20 protein-coding genes are annotated in these 19546 nt (G+C 28.6%); 17 read left to right on the top strand and 3 right to left on the bottom strand.

Annotation, left to right across the window (positions count from 1 at the left end):
- Positions 1-77 precede the first annotated feature (77 nt).
- Complete coding sequence (locus ACYUCG_RS01180) at positions 78-623, top strand: YdgA family protein (RefSeq protein ID WP_240297830.1); 546 nt, start codon at positions 78-80, stop codon at positions 621-623.
- A gap of 37 nt (positions 624-660) precedes the next feature.
- Here the strand turns inward: ACYUCG_RS01180 and ACYUCG_RS01185 are convergent, their stop codons facing one another.
- Positions 661-1281, bottom strand: coding sequence for a YdcF family protein (locus tag ACYUCG_RS01185; RefSeq protein ID WP_004458910.1), 621 nt, complete (start codon positions 1279-1281; stop codon positions 661-663).
- A 262-nt stretch (positions 1282-1543) separates the two neighbouring features.
- Here ACYUCG_RS01185 and ACYUCG_RS01190 point away from each other — a divergent pair, with 262 nt between their 5' ends.
- The 7 genes from ACYUCG_RS01190 to ACYUCG_RS01220 all read left to right on the top strand — a co-directional run bounded on the left by ACYUCG_RS01190 (position 1544) and on the right by ACYUCG_RS01220 (position 6984).
- Positions 1544-2488 (top strand): iron-hydroxamate ABC transporter substrate-binding protein, encoded by a 945-nt coding sequence (locus ACYUCG_RS01190; protein ID WP_415348939.1) that lies wholly within the window; start codon positions 1544-1546, stop codon positions 2486-2488.
- A 99-nt stretch (positions 2489-2587) separates the two neighbouring features.
- Complete coding sequence (locus ACYUCG_RS01195) at positions 2588-3601, top strand: FecCD family ABC transporter permease (RefSeq protein WP_415348940.1); 1014 nt, start codon at positions 2588-2590, stop codon at positions 3599-3601.
- A 3-nt stretch (positions 3602-3604) separates the two neighbouring features.
- Positions 3605-4618, top strand: a complete 1014-nt coding sequence (locus ACYUCG_RS01200) for a FecCD family ABC transporter permease (protein WP_415348941.1) — start codon at positions 3605-3607, stop codon at positions 4616-4618.
- Positions 4619-4781: 163 nt separating this feature from the next.
- A complete protein-coding gene (locus tag ACYUCG_RS01205; RefSeq protein WP_415348942.1) occupies positions 4782-5564 on the top strand; it encodes an ABC transporter ATP-binding protein in 783 nt (260 codons plus the stop codon).
- A 327-nt stretch (positions 5565-5891) separates the two neighbouring features.
- On the top strand, positions 5892-6380 hold the full coding sequence (locus ACYUCG_RS01210) for a GNAT family N-acetyltransferase (protein WP_139933003.1): 489 nt from the start codon (positions 5892-5894) through the stop codon (positions 6378-6380).
- Positions 6381-6458: 78 nt separating this feature from the next.
- Positions 6459-6674 (top strand): DUF4177 domain-containing protein, encoded by a 216-nt coding sequence (locus tag ACYUCG_RS01215; RefSeq protein ID WP_087326810.1) that lies wholly within the window; start codon positions 6459-6461, stop codon positions 6672-6674.
- Positions 6667-6984, top strand: a complete 318-nt coding sequence (locus tag ACYUCG_RS01220; RefSeq protein ID WP_415348943.1) for a hypothetical protein — start codon at positions 6667-6669, stop codon at positions 6982-6984. The genes ACYUCG_RS01215 and ACYUCG_RS01220 overlap by 8 nt, the downstream gene beginning before the upstream one ends.
- Before the next feature lie 211 nt (positions 6985-7195).
- Here ACYUCG_RS01220 and ACYUCG_RS01225 read toward each other — a convergent pair whose 3' ends face one another.
- Positions 7196-7522 (bottom strand): hypothetical protein, encoded by a 327-nt coding sequence (locus tag ACYUCG_RS01225; protein ID WP_003449181.1) that lies wholly within the window; start codon positions 7520-7522, stop codon positions 7196-7198.
- 415 nt (positions 7523-7937) lie between these two features.
- Between ACYUCG_RS01225 and ACYUCG_RS01230 the strand changes: the two genes are divergently transcribed.
- Positions 7938-11321: an endo-beta-N-acetylglucosaminidase gene (locus ACYUCG_RS01230; RefSeq protein WP_460267896.1), complete on the top strand. Its 3384-nt coding sequence runs from the start codon at positions 7938-7940 to the stop codon at positions 11319-11321.
- 164 nt (positions 11322-11485) lie between these two features.
- Here the strand turns inward: ACYUCG_RS01230 and ACYUCG_RS01235 are convergent, their stop codons facing one another.
- Positions 11486-11725 carry a hypothetical protein gene (locus tag ACYUCG_RS01235; protein ID WP_240297839.1) on the bottom strand — a complete coding sequence of 80 codons (240 nt, stop codon included), beginning with the start codon at positions 11723-11725 and terminating at the stop codon, positions 11486-11488.
- A gap of 260 nt (positions 11726-11985) precedes the next feature.
- Between ACYUCG_RS01235 and ACYUCG_RS01240 the strand changes: the two genes are divergently transcribed.
- The 8 genes from ACYUCG_RS01240 (at position 11986) to ACYUCG_RS01275 (ending at position 19321) form a co-directional block, all read left to right on the top strand.
- Positions 11986-12894 (top strand): D-alanine--D-alanine ligase, encoded by a 909-nt coding sequence (locus tag ACYUCG_RS01240; protein WP_460267897.1) that lies wholly within the window; start codon positions 11986-11988, stop codon positions 12892-12894.
- Positions 12895-13040: 146 nt separating this feature from the next.
- A complete protein-coding gene (locus ACYUCG_RS01245) occupies positions 13041-13868 on the top strand; it encodes an HAD family hydrolase (protein WP_240297841.1) in 828 nt (275 codons plus the stop codon).
- A 327-nt stretch (positions 13869-14195) separates the two neighbouring features.
- On the top strand, positions 14196-15176 hold the full coding sequence (locus ACYUCG_RS01250; protein WP_460267898.1) for a mannose/fructose/sorbose PTS transporter subunit IIA: 981 nt from the start codon (positions 14196-14198) through the stop codon (positions 15174-15176).
- Positions 15177-15217: 41 nt separating this feature from the next.
- A complete protein-coding gene (locus tag ACYUCG_RS01255) occupies positions 15218-16021 on the top strand; it encodes a PTS mannose/fructose/sorbose transporter subunit IIC (protein WP_003449250.1) in 804 nt (267 codons plus the stop codon).
- Between the two features lie 19 nt (positions 16022-16040).
- Positions 16041-16952 (top strand): PTS system mannose/fructose/sorbose family transporter subunit IID, encoded by a 912-nt coding sequence (locus ACYUCG_RS01260; protein ID WP_060796597.1) that lies wholly within the window; start codon positions 16041-16043, stop codon positions 16950-16952.
- Between the two features lie 159 nt (positions 16953-17111).
- Positions 17112-17486 carry a DUF956 family protein gene (locus tag ACYUCG_RS01265; protein WP_060796596.1) on the top strand — a complete coding sequence of 125 codons (375 nt, stop codon included), beginning with the start codon at positions 17112-17114 and terminating at the stop codon, positions 17484-17486.
- A gap of 329 nt (positions 17487-17815) precedes the next feature.
- Complete coding sequence (locus ACYUCG_RS01270) at positions 17816-18163, top strand: hypothetical protein (RefSeq protein WP_139933009.1); 348 nt, start codon at positions 17816-17818, stop codon at positions 18161-18163.
- 240 nt (positions 18164-18403) lie between these two features.
- Positions 18404-19321 carry a polysaccharide deacetylase family protein gene (locus ACYUCG_RS01275; protein WP_460267899.1) on the top strand — a complete coding sequence of 306 codons (918 nt, stop codon included), beginning with the start codon at positions 18404-18406 and terminating at the stop codon, positions 19319-19321.
- Positions 19322-19546: the final 225 nt, after the last annotated feature.

Here is a 19546-nt window from a genome sequence, read left to right on the forward strand (position 1 = left end):
CAAACGTTTTCAATAATGCTATAATGATAGTGAACAAAATGTAAATGGGTTTTGTATCTTTAAAGGTGGAGATTTGTATGAAGAAATTGATTGCAATTTTATCAGTTATTATATGTTTAGGATTAGGGGGATGGTTAATAGCCAGTCATTATACAAATTTAAAAGAAGAAAGATTTAATAATATTATAGAAAATGCTAATAAGGCTATTGAAAATAAAGAATATGAGACAGCTGAAGTGCTATTAGAAAAGGCTAAACTTATGAATAATAAGACACAGGTAATATGCAAAAAAATACAGAATTTAGAGTTTCATAAAGAACAACAGGAACTTTATGATCAGGGATTAAGATTAGAAAAGTTAAAAAGGTACTCAGAAGCAATAGATGTTTTTAGTGAAATTGATGTTGACTCAAATGATTTAAAAAGAAATAGTGAGAAAGAAATAGAAATTTGTAAGAAATGTATAATAGATGATTTTTCAAATAAAGCAGATAAGGCTATAAGAAGAGGTGATATAGAAAAAGCAAAATATATTATAGCTAAAATTGAAAGAGTAGATAGTGATAGTCCTGAAATAAATATATTAAATATGAAAATAGAAAGTTTTAAATCAGCCAAATAAATATCAAGAGTACTTGATATTTATTTGGCTGATTTTTTTAAACAATATCTTTTGTATCTAGAAAAGCTTCTTGCAGAAGTAATTTAATCATAGCAGGAAACTCTCTAACCATATATTGAACTCTTAAAGATATAGGAGTTTTTGAAGGAAGCCCTTCATTTTTAATATTAAGGTAATCTGCGATTTCCTTAGCTCTAAATAAATGAAAATCACTTGTTACTATTAATACTTCATCTTTATCCGCATGCCTTTCTTCAAGAATTTTTTTACTGAATTCTAAATTTTGAAAGGTTGATTTAGATTTATCTTCTTCTATAATTCTATTAGGATTAATTCCTTTATTAACAAGAAAATTTTTCATAGCCTCAGATTCTGGTATTGGCTCGTTACTTCCTTGTCCACCTGAAACTATTACTTTAGTATTAGGGTGTAATTCTAAGTATTTCAAGCCTTCCTCCAACCTTTCCTGTAAAATTGGGCTTGGCTTGTCTCCGTATAATCCTGCACCTAAAATTATTTCATATTCTACATCCTTAAGTTGATTTATATCTTTAAAATTCATCATTTTATATGTTAAAAAAACTTCAAAAATAAGGAAAACTAGGATAAGTAGCCCTATTAAAATAGATATTCCAACTAAAATTTTCTTCTTTAGCAAATAATCACTTCCTATGTTTATTCTTTGAATTAATATAAATTTTATCCTTAATCTTATTATCTCATATATAACTTACATAATTATGATTTAAATGTTAAGGAACTATTACAATAATATGTAGGTAAAAATTGGAGTTGTGAAATTTTTGATAAGTATATTGACTAGGCAGAATCTGATGATATAATAAATCATGTTTATATGAAAATGATTATCGTTAACAGGTGTTTAGGATAGTCAAATAAGGAAATTGGGAGGACTAAAGATGAAAGGACTTAAAAAATTAGCGATTTTAGGGATCGCAACACTTACGGTTGGAATGTTTGTAGGATGTTCTAGTAGTAAAACTAGTGAAGAGGGCAACACTAGTAATGAAAAAAGGATTGTTCAATCTGTAAAAGGAGAAGTTGAGATACCAGCTAATCCTAAAAAGATAGTAGACATTTCAGGAAGTTCAGAAGAGTTAGTTTTATTAGGACATACTCCTGTAGCTACGGCAAATGTAGACTCATATAAAACTGATCAAGTACCAGAATATATGGCTGAGAAGTTAAAGGATACAAAAATAGTTGGTCATTCTATGATGGATACTGCTGATATAGAAGGGATATTATCAGTAGAGCCAGACTTAATAATAATGTCACCGAGACAAGAAAAAATATATGATCAATTAGCAGAAATAGCTCCAACAGTTATAATTAATGATAATGCAAATGATTGGGAAGCTAAGTTTAAAGAGGTAGCAAAATTATTTGATCAAGAAGAGGAAGCACAAAATTGGTTAGATAATTATTATAAAAAAGCAAAAGAAGTTGGAGAAGAAATAAAGAAAGCAAATGGTGATGGAACTTATTTATCTGTTTTAGCTTCATCAGGACAATTCATGGTATTTACTGAAGGGGGAATAGGAACAATCTTAAAGAGTGACATGGGATTACCTCAACCAAGTAAAATGCCAGAACAAGATAGCATAACATTACCTACAGTTACACTTGAAGGACTTACTGAAATAGATGCAGATCATATTATAGTTTTAGGAACAGAGTCAGATAAGGCTAATTTAGAGTCAAATAGTGTTTGGAATGAAATGAGAGCTATTAAGAATGGAAAGGTAACAATACTTGATGTAAGTCCATATTTTAGCCAAGCTTATAACCCAATGGGAAGAGAACTTTTATTAGAGTCAATAAAAAATGAACTTGTAAAATAATTAAGATTTTTAGTAGGGGCTGTATCAAAGTATAAGGATACAGCCCTACTATTTCAGTTTAAATAGAAATTTTTGGTGATACTTTAAGGAGGACAACTTATGAAAATACGAAAGAAAAAGACCTTAGCTTATGGATTAATGTCTATAGGTTTATTATTTTTGCTTAGTGGAATCATTTTATCTATATCTATAGGAGCGAAAGAAATTGATTTTTCTATGATAATAAATGCTATTTTTACAAATGATGCAGATATAAACACTAATATAATTAGGGATGTAAGAATACCTAGAGCACTTGCAGCAACTTTAGTAGGGGGATTTTTAGCAGTAGCTGGTGCCATTATGCAAGGAATAACTAGAAATCCAATTGCAGAACCTTCTGTAATGGGTATAACTCAAGGAGCTACATTTATGATATCTGTAGCATTTGTTTTACAAAGAATATATCCTAATTTAGTCATAAATAGCTTTGCTCTTATGATTTTTGCATTTTTAGGAGCAAGTATAAGTGGTCTTTTAGTATATTTTATAAGCTCTAGAGCATCTAGAAAAGTTGATCCTGTTAAGTTAGCCCTTGCAGGGACAGCCTTAGGAACTTTACTTATATCCTTAGCAATGGGAATATCAATGTATTTTAATTTATCTCAACAGTTAAGTTTCTGGGTATCAGGTGGATTAGTAAGTGCTAAATGGGAAGGGGTAATTTTATTAGCTTTAATAGGAGGAATAGCATTTATTGGGGCCATGATTATGTCACCTAGAATAACAATTTTGAGTTTAGGAGAAGAAGTAGCCATAGGACTTGGAGAAAAAACCAATCTTGTAAGGTTTATATCCATAATGATAGTTATATGTTTAACAGGTGCTTCTGTTTCGGTAGCTGGTAATATTGTCTTTGTAGGATTAATAATTCCTCAAATATGCAAAGGAATAGTAGGTTCAGATTATAGATATATAATACCTAGTTCAATGATATTAGGTGCTGTTTTATTAGTGTATAGTGATATACTAGCAAGGATTATAAACCCTCCTTATGAAACACCAATAGGATCTTTAACTGCCTTATTAGGAGTTCCAGTGTTTATATACTTAGTTAGAAAGGGAGGTAAGTAATTTATGAATATAAAAAAGAACCATAAATTTATATGGGTAACGGGAATTTTAATAGGTTTAATTTTTATTACCTTCTTAATAAGTTTAAACATGGGTTCACTTTCAATAGAGCCAGGAGAAGTTATTAAAACTTTAATTGGACAAGGTACAAAAAGTAATGAAATAGCTATATTTAAGCTTAGACTTCCTAGAATAGTCATAGGAATATTAGTAGGAACAGCTTTAGCAACTGCAGGTACAATCCTGCAAGGGGTTACTAAAAATGATTTAGCTGATTCAGGAATACTTGGAATAAATTCAGGAGCGGCCTTATTTGTTGTAGTTTATATATATATAATGAATGGAAATGTATATGATGGTGTAAGTAATTTAACTATTTTTACTATGCCTATAGTAGCTTTAAGTGGAGCTATATTTGGAGCATTTTTAATATACATATTAGCATGGAAGAATGGAATAAATTCATCAAGACTATTATTAATAGGTATAGGTATAAATATAGCTTTTACATCCTTATTAACAATATTTCAGTTAAGATTTACTACTCAAGAATTTAATAGAGTTATGGCTTGGATATCAGGAAGCATATGGGGAGCAAGTTGGAAATATGTATTAGCAATATTACCATTTATAATTATATTTATGGCTTTAACTATATATAAATCAAGATATTTAGATGGATTAAATTTAGGAGACAAAGTTGCCACAGGTATAGGGATTGAAGTAGAAAAAGAAAGAAGAAAACTAATTATATATGCAGTTATATTAGCAGGGGTAGCTACATCAGTTGCAGGTAGCATAGGTTTTTTAGGTTTAGTATCTCCTCATATAGCAAGAAAATTAATAGGGCCAAAGCATAAGAAATTAATTCCTGTAGCAGCCCTTATTGGAAGTTTAATATTATTAGTGTCAGATACTATAGCAAGAAATTTAATTGCACCAATGGAAATGCCAGTAGGAATAATAGTTTCTATAATAGGAGTTCCATATTTTGTTTATTTAATGTTATCAAAATAGATATTTATATACCTAGGCATAAATTAATATTTATAAATAAAAGGTAATTAAAATTAATTTTTACCTTAGATAAATGGATTTAAAATAAGATATAAGAATTAAAGTAGCAAGTATTTTAAAATCTTATAATTAAAAGTTTTCACGAAAGTAGAAGGAGATAATTATGAATTGTATAACTACTGATAATTTAAATATTTCATATGGAAGTTTAGATATAGTTAAAAATTTAAACTTAAAGATACCAAAGGGGAAAATAACTACAATAATAGGTGCAAATGGATGTGGAAAATCTACAGTTCTAAAAACAATAGCTAGAATTTTAACTCCTAAAAGTGGGGAAATATATATAAATGAAAAAAACATAAAAGAGCAGGGAGCTAAGGAGTTAGCAAAGGTTATGGCAGTTTTACCTCAAAGTCCTCAAGCACCTAATGGGCTTACTGTTGAAGAGTTAATATCCTATGGAAGATTCCCTCATCAAAAAGGATTCGGTAAATTAAAAAAAGAGGACAAAAATATAATTAAATGGGCTTTAGAGGTTACAGGATTAATTGAATTTAGGGAAAGAGACATAGAAGATTTATCTGGAGGGCAAAGACAAAGAGCTTGGATTGCTATGGCCTTAGCACAGCAAACAGATATATTAATACTTGATGAGCCAACAACTTATTTAGATTTAGCCCATCAATTAGAGATTTTAAGTTTACTTAAGGAATTGAATGAGAAGCATGGGACAACTATAGTTATGGTTATTCATGAACTTAATAATGCTGCTAGATTTGCCGATTATATGATAGGTATGAAAGCAGGAAAAATAGCTTGCCAAGGTACAGCATACGAAGTTATGACAAAAGAAAATCTTAAAGCGCTGTTTAATATAGATGCAGAAATTATAGAGGATCCAAGAAATAAAAGACCAGTCTGTGTAACTTATGATATGTTGTAAAATTAAGATGACAATTTTTCAAATATAAATGTAATTCTAATAATAGTATAAGTATAGTTTAATAAAAATGAATCTTAGAGAATATTTTATTTTCTAAGATTTATTTTATTTATTAAAGTTTTTATGATCAATGGAATCTTTGATATGATATAATAATACTTAATTGGTTTAAATTGGAATTTAAATGAGGTGTAATATATATAAATGTAGATATATTAAAAAGAATTTTTATACGAAAGTATATTTATTAATTAGTATGAAATAAAGGTATAAGTATATTAATTAATTTTTAAATTGACTTATTATAAAGAGTAGAGGGGGTAATTTATGAATTTAAAGATTAGAGATATTAAGATAGAAGATTATAAAGAAATTAGTAAAATTAGAAAAATGCCTGGAGTTATGGAAAATATACTTTCCAATAAGGATGAGGAAGAGGAATTAATTAAGGAAAAGATTATAAATAGAGGCAAGAATCAATACTGGTATGTTGTTGAAGAAGATGGGAAAGTTATAGGATTAGGAATATTAATGAATCATGGCAATTTAAGAAAGAAACATGTTGGAGTAATAACATTAATGGTCAATAGTGATTATCAAAATAAAGGTGTAGGAAGTTTATTAATGGATAAGTTAATAAATTTAAGCGAAAGTCTTAATATTATAAGGTTGGAATTATGTGTATTTAGAGATAATTATAAAGCAATAAACTTATATAAGAAGTTTGGATTTAAAGAAGAGGGAATAAAGGTAAAATCAGCTTTGAAAAATGGAGAATATATTGATGAAGTTATGATGGCAAGGATAATCTTGTAGAGTTAATTATAGGGATAATATATATTTATAATTTTAAATAGTATAAATAGGTTTAGAGAATAAAGGGGGAGAGGTTATATGTATGAATATAAATTTATAAATGTGCCTGTTGACAAATCATTTAAGTGCAAAAGGGGAGACTCCTTTGAAAAATGTAAAGATATTATAAAAGAAGAAGCTAAAAATGGATGGAGGTTAAAGCAGATTGTTACTCCAATTAATGAAAAGTCAGGAGTTAATAGTACTTATGCTTATGAAATAATCTTTGAAAGAAAAGTAGAAAATTATGCTTAATAAAGAACTTTTTAATAAGAGAAATTTAAGAACTATAATTTTAGCTATGGTTCTTTTTATTCCTTTTATATGGGGAACCAATTTAGCTGCAATATGGTTCAGTGATATGGGAAAAGAAAAAATATCTATTATTAAGAAAATAGGAATTTCATTTTTAATATTAGGACCTTATTGGGTAGTGGCTATAAGTGGATTTTATAAAAGATTAAGAGGAATATTAAATTACAAATTATTTAATTTGATGTTCTTTATTATATATTTTTATTATTTCTTTCTTATAGATAGTATTGTAAATAATTTAAGTAAGTAGATTGTAATTAAAAATATATATAGTTATATATTAATAAAGTTATTGGCGAAGTTTCTTAAATAAAACATTTAAAGATGGTATTACTATATTCTTTGTAGGTAATTACATTATAGAAACTTATTTGACATTAATATAAATTATATGAAATTTAGATAGATAATAAAAATAGTTGCTAAATAAAAGCAACTATTTTTGTTTATTTAAATATTACTTAACTGATTTTTTTATTGATTTCAAACATTTCTGATACATAGTATATAAAGCAACCTACAAGAGGTATTAATAAATAAGCATCTTCAAATTTAAAAACAAAAAATACACACTCTGTTAAAACTAAAATGGTACCAATAATTATAAACGTTATACCTATTAAGTCTGCAATATGATCTTTATTTTTTATTTGGTTCACATCATAGTAGTTTTCAATTCTTTTGAAGTAGAAAAGATAATATCCAAGTTTAAATTTCTTATTTTTAAATACATAAAGACCTACAAATAAAAATATTAATCCAACTATAAGAATAAGAATTAAAACCATAATATTTTCTCCTTTCACACTTACTTTTTATTACTAAACTTTTATTATAAAAAACTTTAGCAATAAAAAATAAGCGTATATGAAATATTATTTTTTTAGTATTTTTAAAAATTTAATAAGGGTTAAATTTAACAATAGTGTTTTTTAATAAGTTTACATATTAAATAAAAACTTAAATTTAATTTTAGCAATATTAAATAACAAGTAATATTTAAACAATAATATATTTATAATTATATTACTATTTTGAAGCAATTTAAACATATTAGGACAATATTTTCCAATAAGGAGGAAACAGATTTGAAAAAATAAAATTTTTCTAAAAAAAGTTTTATTTTTTGTCATATTATATGATTTTACCGAATATAAATATAAAGTCATAAAATTAACACTAGATTTTAGGGGGAAAAGGGAAATGAGAAAAAGAGGTATTATGAGTAAACGTTTGCTAGCTGTTTTATGCCTAGCATCAGTGACAACATCATTATTGGGTTTTAGCGGATTAGAAGTTAAGGCTTCACCAAATGTGCCATATGATCAAAAAGAATCATTAGCACCATTAGGAGAAGTTTATAGCATTGAAACTTTATTAAATTGGACACCGGAAAGTGATCCAGATGCTAAGTATAATAGAGCAAGCATTGAGCTTCAAGATAGGTTTATGGGAGACATTGTAAATGAAAATGCTAATCCAGAAGCTAAAATAATGAATGTTGCTTTAACTAATCCATATGTTGATAGAGCACCATCACAAGGTAGTGATTCAATGGATGCTTATGTGTTTTCATATTGGCAGTATGTAAATTCATATGTTTATTGGGGAGGGTCAAGTAGAGGAATATTTGCACTTCCAACTCCAGACGTAGTTGATAATGCACATAAAAATGGTGTTCCAGTTTTAGCTACAATAGGATTCCCATGGGGGCCAGGAGAAGGGTATGTTGAACAAGTAAGAGCATTCCTTCAAAAAGATAAGGATGGAAACTTCCCAGTTGCAGACAAAATGATTGAAATAGCTGAGTATTATGGCTTTGATGGATATTTCTTTAACCAAGAATCCTATGGCTGTGTAAAAGATGATGCAGATAGAATGGTAGAAATGCTTGAGTATATCAAAAAGAAAGCTCCAAATATGGTTATAGGTTGGTATGATTCTATGACTGTTGATGGAAATGTTAAGTGGCAAGATGCTTTAAATGATAAGAATGCTGCTTTCTTCCAAAATGGAGAAAATAGAACAACTGACGAATTCTTTTTAAATTATAATTGGACTCCAGAAAAAATAGAGACTACAGTTAATACTGCTAAATCATTAGGAAGAAGTCCTTTTGATGTTTATGCAGGATTAGATGTTCAACAAAATGCATATAATACTCCATTTAATGATGATTACTTATTAGATGAGAATGGAAAGCTTAGACTTTCTTTAGCTATGTATACTCCAAACTCAACATTCTCAATGGCTAAGGATGTTTATGATTTCTATAAGCATGATCAAAAATTCTGGGTAGGACCAACAGGAGACCCATCAAAATCAGATACAGAGCAAGATTGGACAGGATTAGCTAACTATGTTCCAGATAGATCAGCAATAAATGATTTACCATTTGTGACAAACTTTAATTTAGGACATGGGGAAGATTATTATATAGATGGTTCACTTTCAAGGGATGAAGAGTGGAACAATAGAGCAATGCAAGAATATTTACCAACTTGGAGATGGATAGTTGAATCAAATGGTTCAAAACTTACTCCAGATTTTGACTTTAAAACTGCATACAATGGAGGAAGTTCATTAAAGGTTGAAGGTAAGTTAGAGGCCGCAAATCCAAACCACATTAAGTTATACAGCACTGATTTAAATATAGAGAATAACTCAACAGAATTATCAATTGTTTATAAAACAGAATCAGCTCCAAACATGAAAGTAGGATTATGTTTTGGAGAAAATTATGATGAAGAAAACTTTACATTCTTTGATGTAAATAAAAATAGTAATGGAGAATGGACAGAGGTTAAAATACCTTTAGGTGACCATGTTGGAAAAACAATTTCTGCAATATCATTAAAGTTTGAAAGTGGTCAAGATGTTGAAAACTTTAAGATAAATGTAGGACAAATATCCATAGAAGAAACTGATGAAAATAATAAAGGATTAAAAAATAGTGATGTTATTCTAGAAGAAACAATGGTTCATAATTCAAATAGTGCAGAGGCTAGAATTTACTGGAATGGATTAGAATCAGGAAATGAAGATGATTTAGCATTCTATGAAATATACAGAATTAAGCCAGACGGATCTAGAGAACTTATGGGAGCAACTCCAAATGATGCTTACTATGTTCAAGAGTTTGAGAGATATGGAGAAGAAATGGAGTTTGACATTGAAGTAGTTCCTGTAGATGTAAATTACAATAGAGGAGAAGGAAAGAGAGTAACATTCAATTGGGGAATTCCTCATGATGCTACACAAATTCCTGATAAAAAGGTTTATGAAAACCTTGCCTTATATAAATCAGTTCAAACTAGTGCAGAGGGTGCTGCAGAACCAGGTCTTAAAGCCGTTGATGGAAAAGTCGATAATAATAGTAAATGGTGCGCCGCTGGAGCTAATAGTGGTTGGTTAACAATTGATTTAGGAGAGCCAAAAAATATTCAAAGATGGGTTGTTAAACATGCTGAAGCTGGTGGAGAAGCAAAAGATATGAATACAAGAGATTTTGCTTTAGAAGTTTCATATGATGGAGGACAAACTTATCAAGAGGTTGATGTTGTAACTGGAAATGAGGAGGCTATTACTGATAGAAATCTAGAAAATCCAATAGTTGCACAACATTTAAGACTTAGAATTGATAATTCAGGAAATTCACCTTGGGCAGCTATAAGAGTATACGAGTTCCAATTATATGAAGAAACATTTACAGATCAAACAACTGAGATTCCAATGAGATTTGTAAATGCTAAAAATAATAAAGGGGCTAATGACTCTGTATTATTTACAAGAGGTAAAGAAGGACAAACTGTTAATCTTTATAAGGGATTAAATGATGAAACTCCTTTTGCTACAGCTACTATAGATTCTAATGGAGAAGCTAAATTTGAAGGATTAGATTTTGGTGAAGATGGTGGAAGAGTTTACTATGGAACAGTTGAAGAAGGTAAGAGAGAAAGTTTAAGAATGAGTGCTGCTTTTGAAGGAGAAAATTGGGAATATTCAAAGGTTCCAGAAAGATTTGAATTAACTCCTTACAAGGCACCAGGAATGAATGGAGAAAATCATAATTATAGTACTTTAAAAATAAAGGATTTAGAAGCTGGAGATATTGTAAGTATATTTAATGACAAGGATTCAATATTCCCAGAGAAGGTTAGTGTTCCAGTAGCTAAAGGGGGAGATACAGCTATTTTAGATAGAATATCTATTAATCCAGATGGAGGAGTATTAACATTAGAGATTAAATCAGAAGGTAAGAAAGCTAGAAGAATTGAAGTTCCATATTCAGGTTTTGGCGAAATAGAAATGAAAATAGAAAATGAAGCACCTACTAACTTAAGAACAATAGATGTTCAGAAGAAGAGTGTAAGTCTTGCTTGGGATTCACCAGAAAATACTTATGGATTAGAAGGATATATAATCTATAAGGATAACAAGAAAGTTGGAGAAGTTTCAGCAGATGAAACTGAATTTACAGTTGGAAAGTTAAACAGACATACAATTTATAACTTTAAAGTTGCTGCTAAGTATTCTAATGGAGAAATTTCAAAAAGAGATACAATAACAGTAAGAACAGCTAGATAGATAAACTAAATAATTAATTATAAATGATATTAGATAGATTTAAATATTTTATATTCTATCTAATATCATTTTTTATTAACTGAGGAATATTTTAAAAATAAATGTCTATTTTCTTTCTTGATATAACTAAAAATAAGTGTTCTTTTAAATTTTAATTATAATTATTAATTTAGAAATTTTATGTTTTTAAATATTAGTGTAATTGAGAAGATTATTAAAAGTATTGTGCCAATAAATGATAATAGATTTTTTAAGTTATACAAAACAATAGTAAACATATTTGCTCCACTTCCTCCACCAAATATGTTAAAAAGTGCAGTATGAATTATTGGCAATTGCAAAAGTATTAGTATAATACTTCCTAAAATGCATAGCAGTAATTTTTTGTTTGCTTCTTTGTTCATAGCTTAACTCCTTTGAAATTTTTATCGAATTTAAGTTATTTATATTAATGTATGCTTAATTTATGATATATAAGACCGTCTTACAATATATTATTGGACTTTAGAAAGGTATAATATAAGTTTATAAATATGTTAGTAAGCCACTATTATATAAAATTAAAGACTATGTGGTTCTTACATTTATATGCAAAAATTCTATAATAATATTATAGAGTTAAATTTGGATTTACTTATAATGATTATAGTTGGAGGACAATAATATGAAGGTTGGAATAATAATGGGAGGAATTTCTTCAGAGAGAGAAGTTTCATTGGCAAGTGGAGAATCAATTTTTAATCATATAGATAAAGAAAAGTATGAAGTTATTAAAATAATTATAAATAATAAAAGAGATATATTAGAAAAAGTTAAAGGGTTAGATTTTGCTTTATTAGCACTACATGGTAAGTTTGGGGAGGATGGAACAGTTCAAGCTTTCTTAGATATAATGGATATACCATATTCAGGATGTGGAGCTTTAAGTAGTTCTTTATGCATGGATAAAAATCTAAGTAAGAAGGTTTTAAAAGCTGAAAACATAAGAACAGCAAAATGGATAACTGTGAAGTCTATAGAGGAAATAGATTATGACAAGATTGAGGAAATTAGCTATCCAGTTTTTGTTAAACCTAATAATGGGGGATCAAGTGTAGCTACATTTAAGGTTTATAAAAAAGAAGATATAAAAAATGCTGTTAAGGAAGGATTGAAATATGATGAAGAAGTAATAATTGAATCCTTTGTAAAAGGAAGAGAAATTACTTGTCCTATATTTAATGGAGAGCTTTTTCCTATTCTTGAAATAAAGAGCAAAGCAGATTTTTATGATTATAAGCAAAAGTATGCATCTAATGGAGCAGAACATTTACCAGTTCAGTTAGAAAAATCTTTATATGATGAAGTTAAGGAAATGGCTTTAAAAACTTTTGAATTATTAAAATGTGAAGTTTATGCTAGAGTGGATATGATAATTACAGAAGAAGGAGTTCCATATATACTAGAAGTAAATACATTACCTGGTATGACAGCTACAAGTTTATTTCCACAAAGTGCAGAATCTAGAGGAATATCATATTCAAAATTTATAGATTTAATAATAGAAACATCATTAAATAAGAAAATAAAATAAATATAAGTTTTCAATGGTCATTTGTTGAAGAATAATTCTTTTAATAAATGGCTTTTTATTTAGTACCTTTGAATAATATTTAGATATATTGTATATTAGATAAAAAAGGTAATTAATGTTTAGGACATTAGAGAAAGAGGTAGTAAATGGAGTTATTTGTTTCAGATTTAGATGGAACTTTATTAAATAAGGATCAAGTTATATCAGATTATTCTAAAAAAGAATTAAATAGACTTATAAACACAGGGGTTAATTTTGCAATTGCAACAGCTAGGAGTCCAGCTACTGTTTCAGATATTTTAGATGGAATAGATATAAAAACACCTGTTGTTCTTATGAATGGAGTTATAATTTTTGATATTGAAAAGAAAAAATATATAGATGTTAAAGAGATAAACAAAGAAAGTGTTAAAGAGATTATCAAAATACTTCAAGAATATAACAAAACATTTTTTCTTTATGGGATAAAAGATGATTATTTGTGGGTTTATCATAAAGATTTTACTTATGATTTTGAGAGAGAATATTATGAGGAAAGATGTAATAAGCCACTTAAGTCTTTTAAAAGAGTTGAAAATTATTTAGATGTTTTAGAGGATAATCAAATAATAAATTTTGTATTTTTTGAAGATAACAAACTTATAGCTGAGGAATTATTTGAGAAAATAATGAGAGTAAAAGGTGTTACTGGTAATTGTTATAAAGATATATATAACGAAGGAGCTTTTTTCTTAGATGTATATAATGAAGATGCTTCTAAGGCTAATGGAATAAAATTTTTAGCAGATTATGTAGAGCATAGCAAAGTTATAACTTTTGGTGATGGAGAAAATGATGTTCCTATGTTTGAAATTGCAGATGAATGTTATGCTTTAGAAAATGCTTCAGATGAATTAAAGGCTATTTCTACGGGGATTATTGGAAATAATAATGATGATGCAGTTGTTAAATTTTTGATTAAAAGATTAAAATAGAAAAAATGCAAAATGAATATAAAAAATATAAAAGAAGTATAATTAATAGGTGTACTTCTTTTATAATTTGTCAAAATAAAGTTTGAATTTTTTGAAAATTTTTTAAAATGGTTTAAGGTATTGCTGTAAATAAGAAAAATGTCCTTTATATAGATAAATACTTGCTTAAAGAGGTGTTATTTATTTAATAGAATTTGTATTTTTAAAAAATAAATATATGTTTAAAATTTACATAAGGCTTGTAAAACTGATGTAAAAATTGTAAAATTAACGTAAGATGATAATGAAAAATTTGTCTTAAAAAATAAAAAAATAGGAGGTATACATATGGTAGGAATTATTCTTGCTAGTCACGGGGAGTTTGCAAAGGGAATATTGCAATCAGGCTCAATGATTTTTGGAGAACAAGAGAATGTAAAAGCAGTTACATTGATGCCTAGTGAAGGACCTGATGATATTAAAGCAAAAATGAAAGAAGCAATTGCTTCCTTTGACAATCAAGATGAGGTTTTATTCTTAGTTGATCTATGGGGAGGAACACCATTTAACCAAGCGGATAGCCTAGTTGAAGAACATAAAGATAAATGGGCAATCGTAGCTGGTATGAATTTACCAATGGTTATTGAAGCTTATGCTTCACGTTTTTCAATGGAATCAGCACAAGAAATTGCTGCTAATATTCTAAAGTCAGCTAAAGAAGGAGTTAAAGTTAAGCCAGAATCATTAGAACCAGCAGAGTCTGTTCAACAAGCTAATACGAATTCTGCTCAACAATCTAATGTGGGTGCGCCTGGATCTTTTGAATACGTTTTGGCACGTATTGATTCACGTTTACTTCATGGTCAAGTAGCAACTGCTTGGACAAAAACTGTAAAACCAACAAGAATTATTGTTGTTTCAGACGATGTAGCAAAAGATGAACTTCGTAAGAACTTGATTCAACAAGCTGCTCCTCCAGGAGTTAAAGCTCATACTGTTCCCGTTAGTCAAATGATTAAACTTGCAAAAGATGATCAGCACTTCGGAGGACAACGTGCATTACTTCTTTTTGAAAATCCAGAAGATGTACTTAGAGCAGTAGAGGGAGGAGTACCTATAAAGACAGTTAATGTTGGTTCTATGGCTCACTCTCCAGGTAAGGTTCAACCAAATAAAGTACTTGCTTTTAATCAAGAAGATATTGATACTTTCAATAAGCTTAAAGAGGCTGGATTAGATTTCGATGTTCGTAAAGTTCCAAATGATACAAAAGGAAATATGGATGAAATTCTTAAAAAAGCACAAGAGGAATTAAATAAATTAAAATAATTTAACATAAGTTATTTTAATGAAAAGGAGGATTAATAACAGTGGATTTAAATATAATTCAAATAATATTAGTTATTATTATTGCATTTTTAGCTGGTATGGGAGGGATCCTAGACGAATTCCAATTTCATCAACCATTAGTTGCTTGTACTTTAATAGGTTTAGTTACAGGTAATTTAATACCATGTTTAATCCTAGGCGGTAGTCTTCAAATGATCGCTTTAGGTTGGGCAAACATAGGTGCTGCCGTAGCACCAGACGCAGCATTAGCATCTGTTGCAGCTGCAATTATCTTAGTTCTTAGTGGAGAAGGTCAAGCGGGAATATCTTCAGCTATCGCTATAGCAATTCCACTAGCTGTTGCTGGATTATTATTAACAATTATTTGTCGTACAATAGCTACAGCATTTGTACACCTTATGGATGCTGCTGCTAAAGAAGGTAATATAAGAAAAGTTGAAATGTGGCATTTCATTGCTATCCTTATGCAAGGTGTACGTATAGCATTACCTGCTGCATTAATTTTATTAATCGGTGCTGGTCCAATAAGCGCATTACTTGCTTCTATGCCTGCTTGGTTAACAGATGGTTTAGCAGTAGGTGGTGGAATGGTTGTAGCTGTTGGTTATGCAATGGTAATTAACATGATGGCAACAAAAGAAGTATGGCCATTCTTTGCAATCGGTTTTGTATTAGCAACTATTCCTCAACTTACACTTATAGGATTAGGTGCAATTGGTGTAGCTTTAGCTCTTATTTACTTAGCACTTAGCAAAAAAGGTGGCTCAGGTAACGGTGGATCAAACATAGGAGATCCAGTAGGCGATATTATCGATAGATACTAAGAAGGGAGAGAAGACGAAAATGGAGAAAAATTTAAAATTAACAAAAAAAGATCGTCTTTCTATTTGGTGGCGTTCAACTTTCATTCAAGGATCTTGGAACTATGAAAGAATGCAAAATGGTGGTTGGGCATTCTCATTAATTCCTGCAATCAAAAAATTATACAAAACTAAAGAAGAAAGATCAGCGGCATTAACACGTCACTTAGAATTCTTCAATACTCACCCATATGTAGCTTCACCTATCATTGGAGTAACATTAGCATTAGAAGAAGATCGTGCAAATGGAGCTCAAGTAGATGATGTAACTATTCAAGGGGTTAAAGTTGGTATGATGGGACCTTTAGCAGGTATCGGAGACCCTGTATTTTGGTTTACTGTTAGACCTATATTAGGAGCATTAGGTGCTTCACTTGCTATGGCTGGTAACATATTAGGACCAATAATATTCTTCTTAGGTTGGAATATTATTCGTATGGCATTTACTTGGTATACACAAGAGTTTGGTTATAAAGCTGGTTCTCGTATTACAGAAGACTTATCAGGAAACTTATTACAAGATATTACAAAGGGTGCATCTATACTTGGTATGTTCATACTAGGATCATTGGTTAATAGATGGGTATCTATTAAATTTGCTCCAGTAGTATCAACTGTTCAATTAAGCCCAGGTGCTTATATTGATTGGAATAGCCTTCCAGCAGGTGCAGAAGGTATTAAGCAAGCCTTATTACAACAATCAGCTGGATTATCTTTAACTGCTGAGAAAGTTACAACATTACAAGGAAACTTAGATTCATTAATTCCTGGACTTGCAGGATTATTATTAACATTCCTTTGTATGTGGTTACTTAAGAAGAAAGTATCTCCAATTGTAATTATTCTTGCTTTATTCGTAATCGGTATTGTTTTCCACGTAATAGGATTAATGTAATATTTTTATTTAGCCTAGGTTAGTATAATATTTTTTACTTAGCCTAGGCTTTTCTTAAACATAAATAAATTAAAGTAGAATAAGAAAAAATTTCTTATAAATTTTAAGAAATATATAGATAAAATAAATGTATATATTAAGTAGAAAAGAGGTATATCTATGGTTCAGTCGCTTAATACAAAAGTTGATTTAGTAGTTGATGCAACATCTTTTTCAGGACTCGCTGATTATGGACAAATAATGATTGGTGATAAAGGTTTTGAATTTTATAATTCTAATGATTACAGAAAGTTTATTCAAATTCCTTGGGAAGAAGTTGATTATGTTATTGCATCAGTAATGTTTAAAGGAAAGTGGATTCCACGATATGCAATTAAAACTAAGAAAAATGGTACATATTCATTTTCTTCTAAAGACACAAAGAAAGTACTTCGTACTGTTAGAAAATATGTTGATCCAAATCATATAGTTAAGTCATTAAGTTTCTTTGATGTTGTGAAAAGAGAGATAAAATCACTATTTAAGAAGAAATAATTTTAAGAAGTTTTTATTTAGTGTGATAAATTAGATAAAAATTCAGAAAATAAAATATATAGTTATATAAATATGATTGAATATCTATTTTAAATTAAATAAAAGAGTGCTTAAAGGAATATTTTTATTTTTAGTATAAAAGTAAACAAATATTAGCGTGAATAAGAATATTGATTAATTTTAATGATTTAAGCTTTCTATGTAGGTTTGATTGAAAAAATATAGAGGAGTATAATAAATTTTAAGATACATAAGTTAATTAATGTATGAAATCTTTGCTTAAAGGATATAAATGTAATGATATGTTTATACTTAAGGGGGAGAATTTTATGTTTAAAGAGAAACTTAAAAATTTATTAACTAAATGTGGCACTATAGAGCTAGTTCTTTACGATGATGAGCTAAACTTATATGCCATGACACTATGTGAAGAGTGCCAATGCGATGTAATAAAGGAGCTAGGTATAAGGGGAACTGGAATAGAAAATTTAAAAGATACGGTAAATTCCTTAGGATATGATTTTATTTCTTTAAAAGAATATTACGAAAAAGGAATCTATGATGAATATGGTAATAGAATGATTTGTTGCTGTAATGATAGTTCTTATAAGGTTGTTAAGGTTAATTTTAATAAGGATAATGAAGATGACTATTATATGGCATGGGCAACCGTCTAAAAAGCTACTTAAATTAGTGGCTTTTTATTTTTTATTAAATTTATTTTAATTATAGATTATAAAAGTATGTTAAGATAGTAATTGAGTATATAAAGTTTGTAGGTTTAAATATTTTATTCTTTAAAATAACATAAAAAAGTAAAATAATTTTAAACGCTTTGTTTCTATTTTGTATTTTTTTATATTTTATATTTTTATATAATAAATTTGCAATAATCAATAAACATGGGGGATAAATAGATGAAAAAAATAATTAAAATTGGTCTTGTTTTTAGTGTGTTAATATGCTTAGGAGCTTTTGTAGGATGCAACTCACTAAATAAAAAACAGGTTGAGGCAACAGAAAATAAAGAATCTGTAGAAGCTAAGGATACAGCAGATGAAAAAAATACAGAAGGTAAAGATAAATCAAAGACAAATGAATTAGAGTATTTACCTTTTGATAAAGATCCAAATGCTGAGGATGGAAAAGTTGTATCAGAACACACTAACGGTCTTCTAAAAGGAACATTACAGTATCCAGTTAGAAAAGATGGTAAGAAGATAGCATATTTAACTTTTGATGATGGTCCATCAACAACTAATACACCAGAAGTTTTAAAGATTTTGGATAAGTATAATATAAAAGGAACTTTCTTTGTAACAGGAAATTCTATAAGTGCTGGAGAGAAATCAAAGGAATTATTAAAGCAGATTGTTAAAAATGGACATGCTATAGGAAATCATACATATAGTCACGATTACAAATATCTTTATCCTAATAGAAAGATGAATGTAAATAACATAATGTCAGACATAAATAAGAATGAAAATCTAATGAAAGAAGTTTTAGGTGAAGATTTTTCAACAAAAGTAGTTAGATTCCCAGGTGGATACTGGTCTTGGCAAGATAGAACACCTATGAAGGAAAAAATGATTCAAGAGGGAATAGAAAACATTGATTGGAATGCATTAAATGGAGATGCAGAAGGGAAAAAGAAAAATGCAGATGAATTAGTTGAATTTGCTAAGAAAAGTGTAGAAGCTTTAGGACCTAATGCAGATAGTGTAGTAGTTTTAATGCATGATACTTATGGAAAAGAAGAAACAGTTAAAGCCTTACCAAGAATAATAGAGTACTTACAAAGTAAAGGCTTTGAATTTAAGAGCATTAAATAAGAATATTATAAGGTTTATTTGAAAGATAAGATTTACTAAAGTATATAAATAAAGATAATATTAAAAATAATTCAATAATAGAAATAAGAAGCTACTAATTTTATGAAGAAATGATTTAAGTAATAAATTAGTAGCTTTAATTTTTTATAATAAAAAGAATAAAGAAAATATTTTAAAGAATAAATTAAGAAATAATTTGTTTCTTATGTGATAAAATAGATAATA

It is taken from the genome of Clostridium sp. CTA-17 (assembly GCF_054767895.1).